Source organism: Streptomyces sp. NPDC026672 (assembly GCF_040638185.1).
Lineage (GTDB): Bacteria > Actinomycetota > Actinomycetes > Streptomycetales > Streptomycetaceae > Streptomyces.
This window is the reverse complement of the sequence record NZ_JBEZXS010000011.1, coordinates 97,100-115,266: the sequence shown is the minus strand read 5'-3', so window position 1 is coordinate 115,266 and position 18,167 is coordinate 97,100. Positions and strand designations below refer to the sequence as shown.

The 18,167-nt window shown below is 70.0% G+C and carries 13 protein-coding genes and 1 pseudogene; 11 read left to right on the top strand and 3 right to left on the bottom strand.

The window, feature by feature from the left end; all coding sequences use genetic code 11:
• The first annotated feature begins 22 nt into the window (after positions 1–22).
• The 7 genes from AB0F77_RS15430 to AB0F77_RS15400 all read left to right on the top strand — a co-directional run bounded on the left by AB0F77_RS15430 (position 23) and on the right by AB0F77_RS15400 (position 6,107).
• Positions 23–301 carry a hypothetical protein gene (locus tag AB0F77_RS15430; RefSeq protein WP_361947760.1) on the top strand — a complete coding sequence of 93 codons (279 nt, stop codon included), beginning with the start codon at positions 23–25 and terminating at the stop codon, positions 299–301.
• A gap of 314 nt (positions 302–615) precedes the next feature.
• Positions 616–807 carry a hypothetical protein gene (locus AB0F77_RS15425; protein ID WP_361947423.1) on the top strand — a complete coding sequence of 64 codons (192 nt, stop codon included), beginning with the start codon at positions 616–618 and terminating at the stop codon, positions 805–807.
• The gene (locus AB0F77_RS15420; RefSeq protein WP_361947420.1) at positions 804–1,028 is read left to right on the top strand and encodes a hypothetical protein; all 225 of its coding nucleotides are present in this window, start codon (positions 804–806) and stop codon (positions 1,026–1,028) included. The genes AB0F77_RS15425 and AB0F77_RS15420 overlap by 4 nt, the downstream gene beginning before the upstream one ends.
• The gene (locus AB0F77_RS15415) at positions 1,025–1,765 is read left to right on the top strand and encodes a GntR family transcriptional regulator (protein ID WP_361947417.1); all 741 of its coding nucleotides are present in this window, start codon (positions 1,025–1,027) and stop codon (positions 1,763–1,765) included. The genes AB0F77_RS15420 and AB0F77_RS15415 overlap by 4 nt, the downstream gene beginning before the upstream one ends.
• The gene (locus tag AB0F77_RS15410) at positions 1,762–2,064 is read left to right on the top strand and encodes a hypothetical protein (protein ID WP_361947414.1); all 303 of its coding nucleotides are present in this window, start codon (positions 1,762–1,764) and stop codon (positions 2,062–2,064) included. Before AB0F77_RS15415 ends, AB0F77_RS15410 begins: the two co-directional genes overlap by 4 nt.
• A gap of 371 nt (positions 2,065–2,435) precedes the next feature.
• Positions 2,436–5,000: an AAA family ATPase gene (locus AB0F77_RS15405; protein ID WP_361947411.1), complete on the top strand. Its 2,565-nt coding sequence runs from the start codon at positions 2,436–2,438 to the stop codon at positions 4,998–5,000.
• A gap of 33 nt (positions 5,001–5,033) precedes the next feature.
• Positions 5,034–6,107: a hypothetical protein gene (locus tag AB0F77_RS15400; protein WP_361947408.1), complete on the top strand. Its 1,074-nt coding sequence runs from the start codon at positions 5,034–5,036 to the stop codon at positions 6,105–6,107.
• Between the two features lie 209 nt (positions 6,108–6,316).
• Here the strand turns inward: AB0F77_RS15400 and AB0F77_RS15395 are convergent.
• Positions 6,317–6,481, bottom strand: a pseudogene (locus AB0F77_RS15395) (NUDIX hydrolase); the annotation flags it as partial.
• Between the two features lie 476 nt (positions 6,482–6,957).
• Between AB0F77_RS15395 and AB0F77_RS15390 the strand changes: the two are divergent.
• On the top strand, positions 6,958–7,494 hold the full coding sequence (locus AB0F77_RS15390; RefSeq protein WP_361947405.1) for a hypothetical protein: 537 nt from the start codon (positions 6,958–6,960) through the stop codon (positions 7,492–7,494).
• Positions 7,495–7,610: 116 nt separating this feature from the next.
• Here the strand turns inward: AB0F77_RS15390 and AB0F77_RS15385 are convergent, their stop codons facing one another.
• Positions 7,611–8,480 (bottom strand): bifunctional DNA primase/polymerase, encoded by an 870-nt coding sequence (locus AB0F77_RS15385; protein WP_361947402.1) that lies wholly within the window; start codon positions 8,478–8,480, stop codon positions 7,611–7,613.
• 378 nt (positions 8,481–8,858) lie between these two features.
• Between AB0F77_RS15385 and AB0F77_RS15380 the strand changes: the two genes are divergently transcribed.
• From AB0F77_RS15380 to AB0F77_RS15370, 3 genes are all read left to right on the top strand, one after another.
• The gene (locus AB0F77_RS15380; RefSeq protein WP_361947399.1) at positions 8,859–9,170 is read left to right on the top strand and encodes a hypothetical protein; all 312 of its coding nucleotides are present in this window, start codon (positions 8,859–8,861) and stop codon (positions 9,168–9,170) included.
• A 397-nt stretch (positions 9,171–9,567) separates the two neighbouring features.
• The gene (locus AB0F77_RS15375) at positions 9,568–10,140 is read left to right on the top strand and encodes a SigE family RNA polymerase sigma factor (RefSeq protein ID WP_361947396.1); all 573 of its coding nucleotides are present in this window, start codon (positions 9,568–9,570) and stop codon (positions 10,138–10,140) included.
• Between the two features lie 193 nt (positions 10,141–10,333).
• On the top strand, positions 10,334–12,019 hold the full coding sequence (locus AB0F77_RS15370; protein ID WP_361947393.1) for a long-chain fatty acid--CoA ligase: 1,686 nt from the start codon (positions 10,334–10,336) through the stop codon (positions 12,017–12,019).
• Between the two features lie 109 nt (positions 12,020–12,128).
• On the opposite strand, the gene AB0F77_RS15365 is transcribed toward AB0F77_RS15370, so the two are convergent.
• Positions 12,129–17,849, bottom strand: a complete 5,721-nt coding sequence (locus AB0F77_RS15365) for a PAS domain-containing protein (RefSeq protein ID WP_361947390.1) — start codon at positions 17,847–17,849, stop codon at positions 12,129–12,131.
• Between the last annotated feature and the right edge of the window lie 318 nt (positions 17,850–18,167).

The window sequence follows — 18,167 nt, the reverse complement described above, 5'->3', positions numbered from 1 at the left end:
CGCTGGTGACGGAGGCTGTCCTGTGCCCGCTTCGGGATTTAGCGCGGCGGCCCTCGCCGCCCGGCTGTCCGCCCTCGGGCTTCTCACACGAGTGAAGGAATACGCCCGGCACACGTCGGTGGAGGCCGAGATCCCGGACGCGCTCTCCGCCGAGTTATGGCGGGAGGTCCTGGACGTGGTCGCTGAGGCCGACAGATTCGGGCTCCTCGCCACCAGCTTGAACGGCCGCACCCTATGGGCGGTCGTACGCAGAACGGTCCCCACGACGGGCGATGTCGGGGGACCGGGAGATCAGCGATAGGAGCTGACCAGCGTGCTCAACCGTATCCGCCGCGTCCTTGCCCTCACCAGAGCGCGGCCCCTCCCCAAGGGCAGGCACCGCCGCCCCTTACCGCCCTCTGCCGCCTCTCCTGGGGCTACGGACTCCTCGACCCTCGTGCTCGGCCGGGCCCCCGCGGTGGCAGACCACCAACAGCCACTCAAGGGGGAGGACGTTGCCCTCGTCCGTCCCTACGTCCTGGCTTGGGATGCACGGATGCGGGCGTCGCGGCGGCCTGTGGTCGTGGCGCCCCATCTCTCGGGCTACGCCTGGTCGACGCTCGTAGGGGCCCACTGATGCCGCCACGCACCGTAGACGACCCTGCCCACGCCTACCGCTCCGATGCCTGCTGCATCGGTACGCACCTCGTCTGCGCGGAGTCCTCCCCGGCCATGGCGCCGGCCGACGTGCCGGTGATCTACGAGGCGTGCGACTGCCCGTGTCACGCCGAGCGCGACCGCTCCGGCATCAAGGCGGTGGCCCAGTGAAGGAACGACTTCCTGGCGGCGCCCTGGTCGTCAACATCGAAGTCACCTCGACCACAGTGCAGCGCGGCGACATCATCCACCTGGGGGGCCGAGCCTGCCGGGTGCGGGACCTGTTCCAACTCCCCCAGGGTGCAAAGCAACTCGTCTTCGAGTCGGGTGAACTCCTGACCATTCACACGTGCACCCGCCTCGCCGTCATGCGCACCCTGAGGGAACGGTGACCGGAACAGTGCCGCGCCACCACGACATCGCCGACGACCTCAGGCAACAGATCACGACCGGTCGCATCCCGCCTGGCGAACGCCTGCCGTCCGAATTCGTCCTGGCCGAGCGGTACGCGGTCAGCACGGTCACCCTGCGCCGTGCCCTCGCGGCACTCCAGGGCGAGGGCCTCGTAGAGAAGATCCACGGCAAGGGCAACTTCGTCCGCCGCCCCCACCGCAAGATCATGTACGTCGGCGGCTGGGGAACGCTCGACCCTTGGACCGCTGCCGAACCCGCGTTGCGCGTCTCCGTCCGCAGCAGCACTGTCCCGGCTGACGGCGATCTGGCGGCCTTGCTGAAGGTGCCCTTGGGCAGCCCCCTCGCCGAGTTCTCATGCCTCAGCACCGAAGGGGAGACACCCCACGGCCTTGCCAAGATCTACATGCCGCGCGACCTGGCTCCTGCTGCCGTACTCGACGGCGACTCCGCCGACCGCCAGGCGTTCACCCGCTTCGCCCTCCTCGGCCCGCAGCCGGCCGCCACCCGGGAGACGGTGTGCACCCGCTCACCGACACCGGACGAATCTTCGGCCCTCCGAATCGGCACCGCAGCCCCGGTCCTTGCGGTCACCCGCGTGTCGACCGACTTCGCAGGCCGAGTCGTGGAAGCGGCGCTCCTGGCATTCCCCGGGGACCGAGTCGACGCGGTCTTCACCACGCACCACGCGAACGACGAGAGGCAGACGTCAGGATGACGCCACCGAAGGAACTCCGGCTCCTCCCGTGGTCGGGCCCGGAAGGCAAGCCCTGCTATCTGAGCACCGACGACCGGGACGGCTACATGTCCCGTCTGGCCGACAACGTCGGGTCCATCCAGATCGGTTCGGCGGCACAGCTGTTGAACCTCGCCTCTGACCTGCTCGACGACAAGAAGGCGGGCCTGGACGACATGCGGCGGCTGACGCGCGAACTGACCTGCTCCCTGCGGGACGTCCTCCGCATTGCGACCAGCCGCGGTGACCTCCTGGCGGTGAGCGAGCCGCACGACACTTGATCCGCGCTGGGGCGAGTACTACTCGCCCCCTGAAACCTGCTCGGAGGGGGAGGAGATCCCGATCACCCAGGGATTTCCTCCCCCTCCGAGCTATGCCAGCCTGCTGATCCTCAGCTGACGAAAGTCAGCCACGACGGCGGGTGCGCCGACCGACCACGCGCGCGTGTGCCTCGCTGCACCCCCACAGGCCGCCACCACGCTGCCAGCTCTGTCGCCCCAGAGCAGCCACAACGGGCCGGCACGTACTGACGGCGCTTGAGCCACCAGCTTGGGAAGCTGCGGTCATTTAGGCCGGGTCGGCTGCTGCGCTGGGTGCGGTCAAGTCACCCGGAGCTCCCGTGAGTGTCAGAGGAACGTGGAAGCATGGAGCTGTGAGCGGGGTAGACACAGTCAGAGGTATTGCCTATCAGCAGGCTCAAGCTGTCTTGGCGGCAGTAGGACTGCTTGAGGATCCAACCCTCGGCAGCATCCGCGTGGAAGGCTCTGACGACGCCGTCGACATTGAGCTGTTCAACCGCGACGGGACAGTGCGACACGCCAAACAGGTCAAGGTGCGTGCCCCCGACTACACATGGGGTGAAACGGCACTGCTTGCTGTCTTGAAACGTTGGGCAGTGCTCCCCGACGCCGAGCACGCAACTTTCGAGTTCCTCACAGACGGCCGCCTCGGTCCCAGTGGCCAACGTGTACAGCAAGCACTTGAAGAGGCTGCGCAAGGGCGTACCGCTTCCCTTGCTCAGCTCCTGGGAACGGGCGTCAACGATGCCGTGTGCGTCGCGCTTGGAAGAGCGAGCATCCGCCAAGACCCGTACAACACTGGTGCGCTGCTGGTGCGCGCTGAGAGCCAGGTTGCTGAGATGCTCCCCTCTGCGCGAACAGAGGAAGATCTCCGACAGCAGGCGACTGGAGCCGTCGACCGCCTTTTCCGTTCTCTGTTCGACTATGCAAGCAACTCAGACGCTCGGCTGCGTATCATTGACCGCCAGATCATTGCCGCATTGCTTGGAGTGCCAGCTAACCAAACGCCCGCTCAGAGATGGCCAACTACCAAAGCACGATACCTGGAAGTGGCCGCTTCTCTGGGCGACCAGTGCGCCATCACCCCGATAGTTTCGAGCCTTGAGGGATCCTCCGGGGAAAATTCTCAGCAATCCGGCGATGGAGATAATCGGGATGTTAACCAACTCCTGAAAGGAACGGGGCCAGTGGTACTGACTGGCAGTACGGGTACTGGAAAGTCAACCGCAGTTCGGATTTTGCGTCAGAAATCAGCTGCCGAGGGCAAAGCAGTCATTGTGGTCCATGCCGAGAGCTACCTACCAGGGCGACTGGCGGCTCTCGCAGCGGACGGTATCGCTTCCGTCCTTGGGGAGCACTACCCAACGGCAACGGGAGCACAAGCCCTTTCGGATACTCAGGTTACCTTCGTCATTGATGGAGCTTCGGAAGTCGCAGAGCCTACGCGGCAGGCTCTCCATTTGGACCTGCTTGCATCTGTGGCTTCAGGACATGGAGCACGGGTGGTGGTGGTAGGGAGGGACGTTGCGGCTCTGCGATCTCTACTACCGAGCAGCGCTCTTCCGGCGGTTTATCGAATAATGCCTCTCGATCACGAACGGCAGGTTGACCTCGCGAGAGAAACACTCACCCAAGGCGCTAGGTCAGTAGAACCTGATACTGCCTACGCTGCGGTTCGTTCGGTTTGTGCATCACTCGGTGATGCGGCACGCAATCCGCTACTGTTCTCTATGGCTGTCACGCTCCACGCCTCGGAATCAAGTAGGGGTAGGGCGGGACTCTATAAAGCCTTCATTGAGAAGCTGGTTGCGCGCAGCGGCGCCACGGGAATCTCCTTGGTGCGAACAGTCCTTGGGATAGCGTTCGTTCGTCTATTGAATGAAGGGCGTCGCTACGCAGACCTTTACGAATGGCACCAAATACTGACGGATGCCGCTGCGACCTTGCGTAAGGCCGGGTTGATTGTTGATCTCAAAGACATCGAAAGTGCGGCCCGCCGCTGTGGCTTGATCACAACGCTGGGCTGGGATCAGACCGTGGTTGCGATGCATGATTCGTTCGCCGACTATCTTGCAGGGGCGGCACATGGTAGCGGCGCTGCTCCTTTGCCTAGCAGGCTTAGTGCGGGAGATGATCAACGAATCCTCTTCTGTGCAGAACTAAACGGTGTCGATCATGTACTAGCGGAACTAGTCGCTAGGGACATCCCGTTTACCTCCGTGTTGCTATCATCTTTCGACTCTAGGCGACTAGAGAAAGATGCTCCTGAATTGGTGGCTTCCCTTTTGGATAAGGTTTCCCCAGTGCAGGGCCAAACTGTCGCCCTTTGTCGGCTAAGCGACGATAGAGTGATGGCCGTCCGTCAGCCAGGTCATAGACGCGGTTGGATTACGCAAGCACAAGCACGAGAGCTGGCGCAGAGGTTCGGTGCAATTGTGGTTGATGCGACGGCTGGTCCCGCTGCTGTAGCAGTAAGGCTATGGCGAAAGGAAATGCAAGCACTGCTCCGCATTCCTTCTGCGCCAACTATCCGACGTCCAGCCTCGGGAGAAACTGCTTGCGAGGTATTGGCGGCGCATGCCAAGAAGACCGCCGAAATCTCTCGCGACTTGATTGAAAGAGTTGCGCCCCCTGGCCATGTTGACATGCTGGCTGCACAGGTGGGTCCTCTAGGTTTGCATGCGATTATTGGCCGAGAGGAGAATGGGCCATTTGGGAAATTCCTACCCGTGAGTTACGGGCGGGCGAGTAACATCCTCGTGCGAGCTGAATCCGAGCCAGGGAGAAATAGTTTCTCGGAGGGCGGAAGTTCCACGACGCTTGAGTACTTGTTGGATAAATCTCCTGCATCTGCGGCAGCTGAACGCGTCCAAAAGGCTATCGAAAGTCTGACAATCCAGGGATGGCTTGGCATGTGAGCCGAGGTCCAGAGTAGCGATAGGAAATGCCGAATGACAAACTCACACATCTGGCGGTCGGTAACCCGGCAAGCTGAATGTTGGGCAGGGCTTTCGCTTGTTCAAGAGTTCGCGAAACAGTTGCCGCGCAATTCCTCAACTCGCACTGTTGGAGTGCCAGGATATCTACAGGCGCTGCAGGCCGGTGGTGCCCAGATTGCAGGTACCCCCCTGCGGCTTACGGGGCTTGTGATCGGATTTGGCGAGCTTGTCAAATCATTTGATCTCTCATATGACGAGAGTGAATTGCAGCGTTGGTTGCAGATGGCTAGTCAAGTCGAAATTGCTCATCGGGAAACTATCGCTTGGCTGCGATCGCGCATGCCTGGTTACCCACAACTGCCCGCGCCTCATCTTGCACCCGGAACGTCTCTCACAACCGCCGAGTTCACCTATCGACTCTCATGGAAAGCCCAAGAGCAAGCTCAAGGCCTGCAACTGCAAGACTTTCCATCAGGCATTTCTCGCCGGTTGCGAGCCAATGCAAGCCAGGCTCATAATCTCGGTCAGACCGCCCGCGCGCTTGCCTCAACGTTGCGGTCAAGTGAGGAATGGTTGCGTCTCGGCGCGGCCCGCAGCGCTCTAGGGAGTTTTGATCGGGAGGCTCTCCGGGGTGCGCGCGCTCGGGTGAAACAACGGCTTAGTCCCGGCATGATTGACGCGCACGAGCCTCGTCGTGCTTTGGCGCGGCACGACTATCGATGCACTGTCTTGGAGGAAGAGCTGGACGTTCTAACTGGCCAGGCTCGCGAATTCGCGGAGGCCTTCGGTGCCGCAGACGAGCTAGTCGAACTCGCGGCTAGTGATATTTTTGGCCAACTCGCCGTTTATGGTTCCCCGGTAGATCTCGGGAGAGTTGCAGAAATTGACTTGGAACCTGGAGCCATCCAGTATGCCTCGTTCACCGTCCCCGGTGATACGTGGCTTGAACCCGGATGTTTGATCCGGATCGACGATTCGCTCATTGCCGACACCATGCAGATGGTCGGTGGATCCTTCAGCTTCGGCAGCACGTCTAGAACTCGCGTTCGGGCGCGCGTGCTGCCCGAGACTTCCTCCCTCTGGTAGGTCCACTCGCCGTAGTGCGTCAACTTACATAGAAGTCGACGGAGCGGCTTTGGGGTATCTCTTTGCCGGCATCAGGTGGCTGCTTGATGTGAGCGCGGCACGGGCGCCGGCCGGGCTGGAGCGGGGCGGAGACAGGAGCGCAGGCCCGGCCGGGGGTCGGGCCGCGCGCGGGGAGCGGAGCGAGCCGCCTTGATGATGGAGAGAAGGTTTTATCCCGTTGGGATGAGGCGCTTGCCGTCGTGGCTGCGGACGTGGGGGCAGTTGCCGTCGAGGGCGTCCAGGAGCCGGACCGCGAAGACCTCGGACATGCGGGCTCTGACCTCGTCCGGGGTGAGCCACGTGACCGCGGTGGAGGTGCGTTCGGTGCCGCCGGAGTAGGAAGTCAATGCGCCGATGAGGACGCCGACCAGGGTGAAGATCTGCGTGGCCATGCCGGACAACGTACCTGTGGGGGAACCCCGCACCGTGGGTACCGATGGCTCCGGGCGCTCAGCTCGGAGGACACGATCACCAGCGTGGGGCAGGTAGCGGGCATGACCACGACGGAGACAGCTCCACCGGGGCGCGGGTGCCTGTCTGACCTGCGAAGGAGACCCAGGAGCCTCCGGCCCGTGAGAGATCTTGAAAACCGTCGTGGCAGCGATGCCACCGTGGGTTCAAATCCCACACCCACCGCACAGCTCAGAAGCTTTGCAGTTCAGAAGGGGTGCCACTCTTGGAGTGGCGCCCCTTCCGCATGGTCTTCCGTCCGGCGGGCGGTCTCGGCGGGGCTCGCTCCGGAGGGGAGTCGGGCTTGATCGGGTACGGGCTAAGGTCGTGCGCTCAAGGTCCGATGTGGGGGTAAGAGCGCGTGAAGCGGAAGCATCTGCGGTTGGCGACCTGTGGTGTTGCGGCAGCGGGTGTGCTGCTTTCGGCCTGTGGTGGTTCCGGTGATGGTGCGGGTGCGGATGTCGTCCCTTCGGTGAAGGGTTCCGTGGCTCGGTCCGTGGAGCCGGTGTCCGGGAAGGCGGCGACGGCCGAAGCGGTCAAGTCCGCTGTGGAGTCGCGGCTCACCGTGCACGAAGGGCGTTTCGGCTCCGGAGGCAAGTCGCCCTGCTCGACGGCTTCGGCCGAGGTGTTCACGCAGGCGTGCGGTGCCGCGGTGACGGCGACGAACGACGACGCCTCGTTCGCCCTGACCCGGATCAGCGGTCAGGAAGGGTTCGCCACGCTGCGCTCGGTGGCGCAGGAGATCCAGAAGGCCGCTGCCACGTATCGGCAGTTGGGCTGCGAGCTGAATCCCGTGAAGGCCGCCACTCGCCGGGCGTGCCTGGCGCCGGCGGCAACCCTTGCCCAGGGCTTCCCGGACCTCCGCGACGGCGTCAACCTCGGTCTGGCCGGCAAGTAGCGAGGAACTGCCACGGACCAGCGTTCGTCGGCCCGCTCGGCAAACAGCGCGACCGGGACCGGATCGGGCATCGGAAGCCTGTCAGCACGAGCACCGTGGGTGCCCGTCGGTGTGGGTCAGGGGCGGTGGCCCGTCATGCGGGCCGCTGAGGCCATGGTGGCTCGGGCCTCGCGTTCCGTCAGGCCCGTGTTGATCGCCGCGTCGAGGAGCGGGGCCACCAGGGCGGGGCCGATGCCGTTCTCGTAGGCGCGGCAGGCGGCCCAGAACAGGCGGGTGTTGCGCTGCCCCTCGTGCGCGGCGAGGACGAAGGCGACGAGGCCCTGGCCGTGGTCGCCCGCCGAGGGATGCGTCGCGGGGTGGGTGGGCCGCGGGGGCGGCAGGAGCAGGCGCAGCAGCGCGGGCGGGCAGGGGGCCGGCGCCAGATGGGCGGTGCCGGGCGCCGTGCCGTAGACGCCGTGCTCGGTGCGGGAGCCGGGGCCGACGAGGTAGCCGCCGGCGCCTCGGATGTCGATGCCGGGGGCCAGGCGCCCGGCCGAGTTGGGTACGGCCGTGTCGGGCGGCCCGGTGAGCCAGAGATGGCGTCCGCCGCTCGGGGTGAGGACCACGACCGTCTCGGGGATCGTGAACAGGTGCCGTAGGGCCAGTTCGCGCAGGGCGGCCGAGGAGTCCGTGTCGGACTTGGTGTCGAGGTCGATGCCGATGAGGTGGTGCGGGGGCAGTCCGCAGGCGATGCCGTAGCCGGTCGCCCAGGGGGCCGCGGCGAACAGGGCGCGGATGCGGTCCGGGTCGGCCGAGGCGTCGTACACACCGTGCCCGAAGCGGCCGCACTCGCCGTGGCAGGGGCCGGGGTCGGGCTGGTTGCGGTGCGGGGAGCGCAGGGCCGGGAGCTTCGTCCGGGCCAGGGGGATGACGGCCAGTCCGCGTTCGGCGGCTGACAGGGCGTGTGCGAGGGCCAGCGTCGTGGCCTGCCGGTCGGTGGTGGCCATGACTCCATGTTCGTACGTATGTTCGAGAAAGGGAAGAGGGGGTGCCCCGGAGGTGGCCGGGGCGCGCGGAATGGCCGGAACGGCGTCGGGGCGGTGCCGGAACGGTTCCCCTCTTGTGTCGCTTGGGAGGGAGAGATCCGGAGTAGTCGGGGATCGGATTATTTATCACTAATGATGGCGATAAGGGTTTATCGATATGTCATCACACTTGAGGGCGAACCGGATCTTCCCGGGTGGTTGCCCGGGGATCCCGTGGGCAACTCTGGAGGCGCGACGTCGTGCAGCACCGCCGGGGCGGTCGGCCAACTCCCCCGGCAGCAGCCTTACGTGACGTACTTCCGGCCACCGGCCGACGAGTACTCGTTCTGGAGGAACAACATGGCAAGCATCCGTACCGCCCGTGTTCTCGCCGCCGTCTCCGCGCTCCCGCTCGCAGCCGCGCTGTTCGCCGGCGTCGCGGCCGCGGACAACGGCGCCTTCGCGGACGACGGATCGAACGCGGGCGTGTCCAGCATCGTCGGCAGCGGGGTCGGTCACGACAACCACGGCAACTCGACCACCACGCAGCAGAACGCCGTCGGCTCCGGCGCGTCGAACCAGAGCAACGGCGCGCAGGTCGACGGTTCCGCCTTCACCGCCATCCAGCAGGGCAACGAGAACGTCGCCGTCCACTTCACCCGCCTGTGGTGACCTCGTGACCTCCGGCTGAGGTCCGCATGGGGTGTGCTTCAGGGTTGTGGCACGTCGGCGCGGCGGTACTCCGGTACCGCCGCGCAGGCGTGTGCGGGGAAGGGCTCGGCGCGCCCGGGGCACGGCCCGCAGGGATACGGTTCGCAGGGACATGGTTCGCAGGGACATGGTTCGCAGGGACACGGCCGGAGGGCGCAGGGCACGGTCCCGAGGCGGGCGGGGGCACGGCCCGGAGCGGGTGCCGGGAGGCGCCCCGGAGGGGTCGTCCCTGAGGAGGGCTCCTCGCGTACTCCACCTTCAGGAGGTGGAGACAGCCCCACCCCTACAACCTGAGGGGGACCCGGCTTCGGGACCTGCGACCGATCCGCCGGACGACGCCCGCTCCTAGCGTGGAGCCATGACCACATCCGTCCGCACCAGCGCTTCGGACGCCACCGCGACCCCGGCCGGGCAGTTCGGCCCCTACCCGTTGCCGTACCCGTCGTTCTCGTCGTACGTCAGGGCCCGCCAGCCCGTGCTGCTGCGGACCGCGCGGTCGCTGACCGCGAACCCCAGCGACGCCGAGGACCTGTTGCAGACCGCGCTCACCAAGACGTACGTGGCGTGGGAGCGGATCGAGGACCACCGGGCGCTCGACGGCTATGTCCGCCGGGCACTGCTCAACACCCGTACGTCGCAGTGGCGCAAGCGCAAGGTCGACGAGTTCGTGTGCGACGAGCTGCCCGAGCCGGAGTCCTCGCCCGCCGAGGGCGACCCGGCCGAACGGCAGGCGCTGCACGACGCGATGTGGCGGGCGATCACCAAACTGCCCGCGCGGCAGCGGGCGATGGTCGTCCTGCGGTATTACGAGGACCTGAGCGAGGCGCAGACCGCCGAGGTGCTCGGGGTGTCGGTCGGCACCGTGAAGTCGGCGGTGTCGCGGGCGCTCGGCAAACTGCGCGAGGACCCGGAGTTGACGCTCGTGCGGTGAACCGGGGAGCGGACGGGGAAGGAGCGGGGAAGGAGCGGGGCGGGGCGCGGCCGGAAACAGGGTCGGAGCAGGGGCGGTCCTGGAACCGGCTCGGTGATCGATCACCGAGCCCTAGTGACATACCACATGGTATGTGCGCAGAATCAGCGCAACCCTGACCACCGCGTAGGTTGTGCCGCTCCGGGAGGACGCCGTGCTGAGCACCATGCAGGACGTACCGCTGCTGATCTCTAGGATCCTGACCCATGGGTCGACGATCCACGGCTCGTCCCAGGTGACCACCTGGACCGGGGAGGGCGAACCGCGACGGCGCTCGTTCGCCGAGATCGGTGCCCGTGCCGCCCAGTTGGCGCACGCCCTGCGCGAGGACCTGGGCGTGGTGGACGACGACCGTGTCGCCACGCTGATGTGGAACAACGCCGAGCACGTCGAGGCGTATTTCGCGGTCCCCTCCATGGGCGCCGTGCTGCACACCCTGAACCTGCGGCTGCCCGCGGAGCAGCTCGCGTTCATCGTCGGCCACGCCGCGGACCGCGTGCTCGTCGTCGACGGCTCGCTGATCCCGCTCCTGGCGCCGCTGCTGCCGCGGCTGACGACGCTGGAGCACGTGATCGTGTCCGGCCCCGGCGACCGCGCACCGCTCACCGGCGCGTCCGGCGGGTCCGGTGGGTCCGGTGGGTCGGGTGTGCGGGTGCACGACTACGAGGGGCTGCTGGCCGGGAAGCCGACCGACTACGACTGGCCGCTGCTGGACGAGGGCCGGGCCGCGGCCATGTGCTACACCTCCGGCACCACCGGTGACCCCAAGGGCGTGGTCTACAGCCACCGTTCGATCTATCTGCACTCGATGCAGGTCAACATGACCGAGTCGATGGGCCTGACCGACCGGGACACCTCCCTCGTCGTGGTCCCCCAGTTCCACGTCAACGCCTGGGGCCTGCCGCACGCCACGTTCATGACCGGCGTCAACATGCTGATGCCCGACCGGTTCCTCCAGCCCGCCCCGCTCGCCGAGATGATCGCGACCGAGCGGCCCACGCACGCGGCGGCCGTGCCGACCATCTGGCAGGGACTGCTGGGGGAGTTGCTGGCCAACCCGAGGGACGTCTCCTGCCTCACGCAGGTCACCATCGGCGGCTCCGCCTGCCCGCCCGCCCTCATGCGGGCGTTCGACGAACTCGGCATGCGGGTGTGCCACGCGTGGGGCATGACCGAGACGTCCCCGCTGGGCACGGTCGCCTGGCCGCCGGCCCACGCGGTGGGCACCGACGAGGAGTTCGCCTACCGCGTCACCCAGGGGCGCTTCCCCGCGAGCGTCGAGGCCCGTCTCACCGGCCCCGGCGGCGAACGCCTCCCCTGGGACGGGGAGTCGGCGGGCGAGCTGGAGGTCCGCGGCCCCTGGATCGCCGGCGCCTACTACAACGGCCCCGAAGCCGAACCTCTGAGGCCCGCCGACAAGTTCAGCGAGGACGGCTGGCTCAAGACCGGCGACGTCGGCACCATCTCCCCCGACGGGTTCCTCACCCTCACCGACCGCGCCAAGGACGTCATCAAGTCGGGCGGCGAATGGATCTCCTCCGTCGAGCTGGAGAACGCGCTGATGGCCCACCCGGACGTCGCCGAGGCCGCCGTGGTCGCCGTCCCCGACGACAAGTGGGGCGAACGCCCGCTCGCCACGGTCGTCCTCAAGGACGGCGCCACCACCGGCTTCCAGGACCTGCGCACCTTCCTCGCCGACGAGGGCGGCATCGCCAAGTGGCAGCTCCCCGAACGCTGGTCGATCGTCACCGCCGTCCCCAAGACCAGCGTCGGCAAGTTCGACAAGAAGGTCCTGCGCCGCCGCTACGCCGAGGGACAACTCGACGTGACCCTGCTCTGACGGCCACCGGGACCCGCCGCGCCGCAACTCTGGTGCGGCGCGGGCCGGTTGCCACGGGAATCGGGTCGACCGGTGCCGATCCGATTCCCGTGCGTCGCCTGTTGGGGTACTAGTTGGTGCCGATGCGGGCCAGCAGGTCGACGATGCGGCCCTGTACCTCCTCGGTCGTCGACCGCTCCGCGAGGAACAGCACCGTCTCGCCCGAGGCCAGCCGGGGCAGGTCGGCCTGGTCGACGGTGGCGGTGTAGACGACGAGCGGCGTGCGGTTGAGCTGTCCGTTCGCCCGCAGCCAGTCCACGATCCCGGCCTGCCTGCGGTGCATCTGCATCAGGTCCATCACGACCAGGTTGGGCCGCAGTTGGCTCGCCAGCGTCACCGCGTCCGCGTCGCTCGCGGCCCGTGCGACCTGCATACCGCGCCGTTCCAGCGCCGCCGTCAGCGCCAGCGCGATCTCCGCGTGCTCCTCGATGAGCAGGACCCGCGGCGGGTGCTGCTCACTGTCGCGCGGTGCGAGCGCCTTCAGCAGGACGGCGGGGTCGGCGCCGTACGCCGCCTCGCGCGTCGCCTGCCCGAGCCCGGCCGTGACCATGACCGGCACCTCGGCGGCCACGGCCGCCTGCCGCAGCGACTGGAGCGCGGTACGGGTGATCGGCCCGGTCAGCGGGTCCACGAACAGCGCCGCCGGGAACGCGGCGATCTGCGCGTCGACCTCCTCGCGCGAGTGCACGATCACCGGACGGTAGCCGCGGTCGCTGAGCGCCTGCTGCGTCGTGACGTCCGGCGCGGGCCACACCAGCAGCCGGCGCGGGTTGTCCAGCGGCTCCGGGGGCAGTTCGTCGTCCAGCGGCTGCGGGCGCGGCGGGTCCGCGACCTCGACCGCGCCGCCGGGACCGTCCAGCGGCTCGGGGCCCTCGGCGGCGTTCTCGTCCGGGGCGCCGATGGCGTAGGAGCGTCCGGCGCCCTCGGAGGGGGTGGCGGCGGGGCGGGACTGTCCGCCGAGCGAGGAGTGCGAGGAGTGCGGGGACTGCGGGGGCGTCGGATGCGTCGTCGTCGGGCGCGCGGGTGCCGGATGCCCGGGTGCCGGATGCCCGAGGGTGGGGTGCCCCGCGGTCGGGTGCGGGCGGGCGCCCGGCTCGGGGTGCTGTTCGGCGCGGGCGGCGGGGTCGGGCGGCGTACCCAGCTTGCGGCGCCGGCCGGCACCGCCCGGGTGGTGCGGCGGCGGGGTCGGGGTGGCCGTGGGCTGCTGCACCTGCGCGGCCTGCCTGCTGAACGGCACGCCCTGTCCCAGGGTCCGCACGCTGATCGCGCGCCCCTGCGTCGAGTTGGGGTCTATGTGAGCGCCCCCGGCCTCGGCGGGCAACGGCTGGGCGGCCCGGCCCTGCTCGGGCGGCAACGGCGTGGGCGTCCCACCACCGGAGGCGTCGTCACCGGCCGGCCACGAGGGCGGGACGGAGGCGCCGGCCGCCTGTGCCTGCGCCGCTTGTACCTGGGCGGCGTGCGCCTGAGCGGCCTCGACGGTCAGTGGCTGCGCCCCGACGGGGTTCACCGGCACGGGCTGCCCGGCCGGGGGAACCGCGTGCGGGGGGATGGGCTGGGTCGGCGGAACCTGGACGGCGGCGGCCGGTACGGGCTGGCCGGGAGCACCGGGGACGGCGGGCACACCGGGAGCACCGGGGATGCCGGGTACGGCGGGAACCGGCTGGCCGGGGGCCACTTGGGCGGGCACGGGCTGGCCGGGAACGCCGGGCACGGCAGCGGCGACGGGCTGCCCAGGAAGGGCGGGCACGGCACCTTGCGCGGGTACGCCCACGGGCTGACCCGGGGCGACGGGGACGCCGGGAGCGACGGCGACGGGAACCCCGGGGAGGGGTTGTCCGGGGACGGCTTGAGCGGGCACGGGTTGCCCGGGGATGGGCAGTCCGGGCACGGGATGGCCGAGGGCGCCGGGAACCGCGGGTACGGGTTGGCCGGGCGCCGCCGCGGGAACCGGCTGTCCGGCGGGGGCGATCTGTGCGGGCACGGCCTGCCCGGGGGCCACCGCAACGGTCGGCACGGGCTGCCCGGGAACACCGGGAACCGCCGGCACGGGTTGGCCGGGGGCCACCGTGGGAACCGCCTGCCCGACGGGGGCGACCTGCGCGGGTACGGACTGCCCGGGAACCACGGGCATGACCGGGACGGGGTGACCGGGAGCCACGGGCGCCGGCGGTACGGGCTGGCCGGGCGCGACCGGAACCGCCGGGACGGGCTGCCCCGGCGCCACGGGCGCGGCCACGGGGACGGGTACGGGCTGACCGGGGGCGACCGGAAGCGCCTGACCCGGGATGCCCTGAACCGGAACGGGATGCCCGGGACCCACCGGCACGGCCCCCGCATGCCCACCGGCACCCTGCGCGGGCACGGCGACACCCTGCGGAGGAACCCCACCGGGCGGGACCGCTCCACCGGGCGGTACGACCCCACCAGCGGCGGCGACCGCTCCGGGTACGGCGACACTGCTGCCGGGACCGGGCACGGCACCGGCCTGAACCATCCCACCGGGCGCGACCACTCCACCCGGCGGAACAGCCCCACCCGCGGCGGCGACCGCTTCCGGTACGGCAACACTGGCGCCGGGACCCTGGCCAGGAACGGCACCGGCCTGAGCCACTCCACCGGGCGCGACCACTCCACCGGGCGGAACAGCCCCACCGGCCGGGACGACTCCACCTGCCGGCACGACTCCGCCCGCGGCGGCGACCGCTCCCGGTACGGCAACACCGGCGCCGGGACCCTGGCCAGGAACGGCACCGGCCTGAGCCACTCCACCGGGCGCGACCACCCCACCCGGCGCGACCACTCCACCGGGCGGAACAGCCCCACCGGGCGGCACGATTCCACCTGCCGGTACGACTCCACCCGCGGGTACGACTCCACCCGCGGGTACGACTCCACCCGCCGGTACGGCCCCGCCCGCCTGGGCGACTCCACCCGCCGGTACAACCCCGCCCGCAGGCACGACTCCACCCGCCGCCGCGGCCACTCCCCCCGGCACGGCAACACTGCTGCCCGGCCCGGCCGCCGTCGCGCCGGCCTGGGCCATGCCGCCTGGCGCGACCACGCCGCCCGGCGCGACCACGCCGCCCGGTGGTACGACCCCGGCCGCGGCAGGCGCCGTAGCTCCGGGCAGGGCCATGGCGCTGCCCGGACCCTGGGCGGCAGCCGCACCCGCCGGCACCGGCGGAGCCCCCGGCGCGGGGACCGGAACCGCTGCTTCTCCGGCCTGGGCCTGGGCCCCGGCCCGGCGGCGGCGCCCCGTGGGGGCGGTCGTCGGGTGGGGCTGGGGCGGTGTGTGGTCCTCGTCCTGGCCGTGCGGCGCGGCGTCGTGCCGGCCCGTGTCCTCCGCGGGCACACCCTCCGCGCCGGGCTCGGGCGAGCGGTCCGCCTCGGCGGGCGGCAGCGCGAAGACCGGACGGCCTCCCGCCTCCTGCGCCGCCGCACGCTCCGCCGCCGCGGCCAGCGCACGCCGCCGACGCCCGGTCGGCTGCCCGTCCGGGCCGGTCACGGCCTCGTCGGCGTCCTCCGCACCGGCCCCGGCCGACTCCCCGGCCGCGGGCAACGCGGGCGGAAGCGCCTGCATCTCACCGCCCTCGCGGTGGGCCCGAAGCCCACCGCTCGGCGCGGGAACACCCTGCGGCGGTACGGCCCCGAGCCCCTGGCCCGAGCCGGAGGCACCGGCCCCCGCACCCGCCCCCGCGGCATGCTCGGCCGCCGTCACGACGGCCCCCTCGGACACTCCCGCACCCTGCTCACCGGCACCCGAACCCGCGTCGGCCCCGCCACTCGCGTTCTCGGCGGCCCGCCCGCGCCGCCGCCCGGACCCGCCGGAGGCATCCGTCCCCTCGGCCGGGGCCTGCGCGGCGAGGGCCGCCTCCTCGGCCGCCTCGGCCGCCCGCCGCCGGCGCCGTCCGGTCGGCGCGGGCGCCTCCCCCTCGGCGCCGCCGCTCTGGACCTCGCTCTCCAGGAAGGCGTCCACCGACGACCGCCGGGCCCGCCGCCGCCCGCCGCCACCGGCACCCTGCTCGGCGGGTGCGGGTGCGGGTGCGGGTGCGGGCGCAGGGGCCGGAGCCGGCTCCGCCGCGGCCGGGAGCTCGGGCATCGCAGGCGGCGCGACCGCCCCCGCACCGCCGCCCAGCGGCACTTCGAGGACGTACGCGTTGCCGCTCATCCCCGGCACCTCGTGCGTCTGGAGCACACCCCCGTGCGCCCGCACGATCCCGCGCACGATCGGCTCGTGCACCGGGTCTCCCCCGGCGTACGGCCCGCGCACCTCGATCCGGACGACCTCACCGCGCTGGGCCGCGGCCACGACGACCGTGTTGTCCATGTAACCGCCCGCCGACACGGGCGCGTTGCCGGTCGCGTCGACACCGGCGACGTCCGCGACGAGGTGCGCGAGCGCGGTCGCCAGCCGCTGCGGGTCGACCTCGGCCTCGATGGGCGGCGCGTGCACGGCGAACTGCACCCGTCCCGGCCCGATCAGCTCGACCGCGCCGTCCACACCGGCGGCCACGACGGCGTCGAGCATCACCTTCGTGCGGGTGATCTCGTCCGCGCCGGTGTCGAGCCGCTGGTAGCCGAGCACGTTGTCGATGAGCTGGGTGATGCGCGAGTAGCCCGCGCTCAGGTGGTGCAGGACCTGGTTGGCCTCCGGCCACAGCTGCCCGGCGTCGTCCGCGGCGAGGGTGGCCAGCTCACGGCGCAGTTCGTCCAGCGGCCCGCGCAGCGAACGGCTCAGCAGGGTGAGCAGCTGCTCGTGACGGCCGTGCAGGGCCTCGTAGCGGTCCTTCTCGCGCTCGGCGAGCGCCGCGTACCGGTCCTCGCCCGCCGCGAGTTCCTCCGCGTGCGCCTCCCGCAGCTCCTCCAGCTCGGTCACGTGCTGCTGGCGCAGCGCGGTGAGGTCGGAGGCGTGCTCCTCGGAGAGCCGCTCCAGCTCCTCGGCGTGCTGCTTCTCGACGGAGGTCTTCTCCTCGGCGAGCGCGTCGTACGGCCGCCGGTCGGTGAAGGTCATCACCGCGCCGACGAGCTGGTCGCCGTCGCGCACGGGGGCCGTCGTCAGGTCGACGGGGACCTTCCTCTCGCCCTTCTCGCCCTTGGCCCACACCACCTGGCCGCGCACCCGGTGCTTGCGCCCGGAGCGCAGGGTGTCGGCGAGCGGGGACTCCTCGTACGGGAAGGGCGAGCCGTCGCCGCGGGAGTGCAGGACGAGGTCGTGCAGTGCCTTGCCGCCGAGTTCGCCGGCCCGGTACCCGAGGATCTGCGCGGCGGCCGGGTTGACGAGGACGATCCGGCCGTCGGTGTCCGTGCCCACGACGCCCTCGGAGGCGGCGCGCAGGATCATCTCGGTCTGCCGCTGCGAGCGGGCGAGTTCGGCCTCGGTGTCGACGGTCCCGGACAGGTCCCGTACGACGAGCATCAGCAGTTCGTCGCCGGTGTAGCCGTAACCGTCGTACGCCTGCTGCCCGTTCTCCAGGTTGGCGCTGGTGACCTCGACCGGGAACTCGCTGCCGTCGGTGCGGCGGGCGGTCATCCGCGTCGGCTTGGTGCGCCCGCGCGGGTCCATGTGGTCGGGGCGGCGCATGGAGCCCGGGATCAGCTTGGAGTCGAACTCCGGCAGCAGGTCCAGCAGCCCGCGCCCGACCAGGGCCGTGCCCGGGGTCTCGAACGCCTCCAGGGCGATCGTGTTGGCGTTGACGACGGTCCCGTTGGCGTTGACCAGCACCAACGCGTCGGGGAGCGCGTCCAGTATGGCTGCGAGGCGAGCAGCGCCTCGGGATGGCCTGCTGCTCACGAGACGCTTCCTCCCTGTTACCGCACTTTTCCCACCGCTCCGGCCATCTTGCCAACCGGCCCGCGACGTGTCACGCGAGGGAGTCTAAGGGCAGCGGCCGACGTCGCGGCGCCGGATGAGAGGGAGGTCGCACGACGAAGTGAGGGGGAACGTGTGACCGTGTGCCCGGTCTGCCCGAGACCTCCGCCGGACCTCTACCCGACCCCGGTCACGCCGTGGCCCGCCGCCGACCGTCATCAGCCTCCCAGGAGCCCCTGCCGGGGGCCGGAACCGCAGGTCGGGGCGGTGTGCCCGCCACCGGGACCAGTCGCCGAGGTC

Excerpts from the sequence above, each read along its gene's own strand:
- AB0F77_RS15385 (WP_361947402.1), bottom strand. The coding sequence starts at position 8,480 with ATGGCCACCACCGACCGGCAGGCCACGACGCTGGCCCTCGCACACGCC.
- AB0F77_RS15380 (WP_361947399.1), top strand. The coding sequence starts at position 8,859 with ATGGCAAGCATCCGTACCGCCCGTGTTCTCGCCGCCGTCTCCGCGCTC.
- AB0F77_RS15375 (WP_361947396.1), top strand. The coding sequence starts at position 9,568 with ATGACCACATCCGTCCGCACCAGCGCTTCGGACGCCACCGCGACCCCG.
- AB0F77_RS15425 (WP_361947423.1), top strand. The coding sequence starts at position 616 with ATGCCGCCACGCACCGTAGACGACCCTGCCCACGCCTACCGCTCCGAT.
- AB0F77_RS15400 (WP_361947408.1), top strand. The coding sequence starts at position 5,034 with ATGACAAACTCACACATCTGGCGGTCGGTAACCCGGCAAGCTGAATGT.
- AB0F77_RS15410 (WP_361947414.1), top strand. The coding sequence starts at position 1,762 with ATGACGCCACCGAAGGAACTCCGGCTCCTCCCGTGGTCGGGCCCGGAA.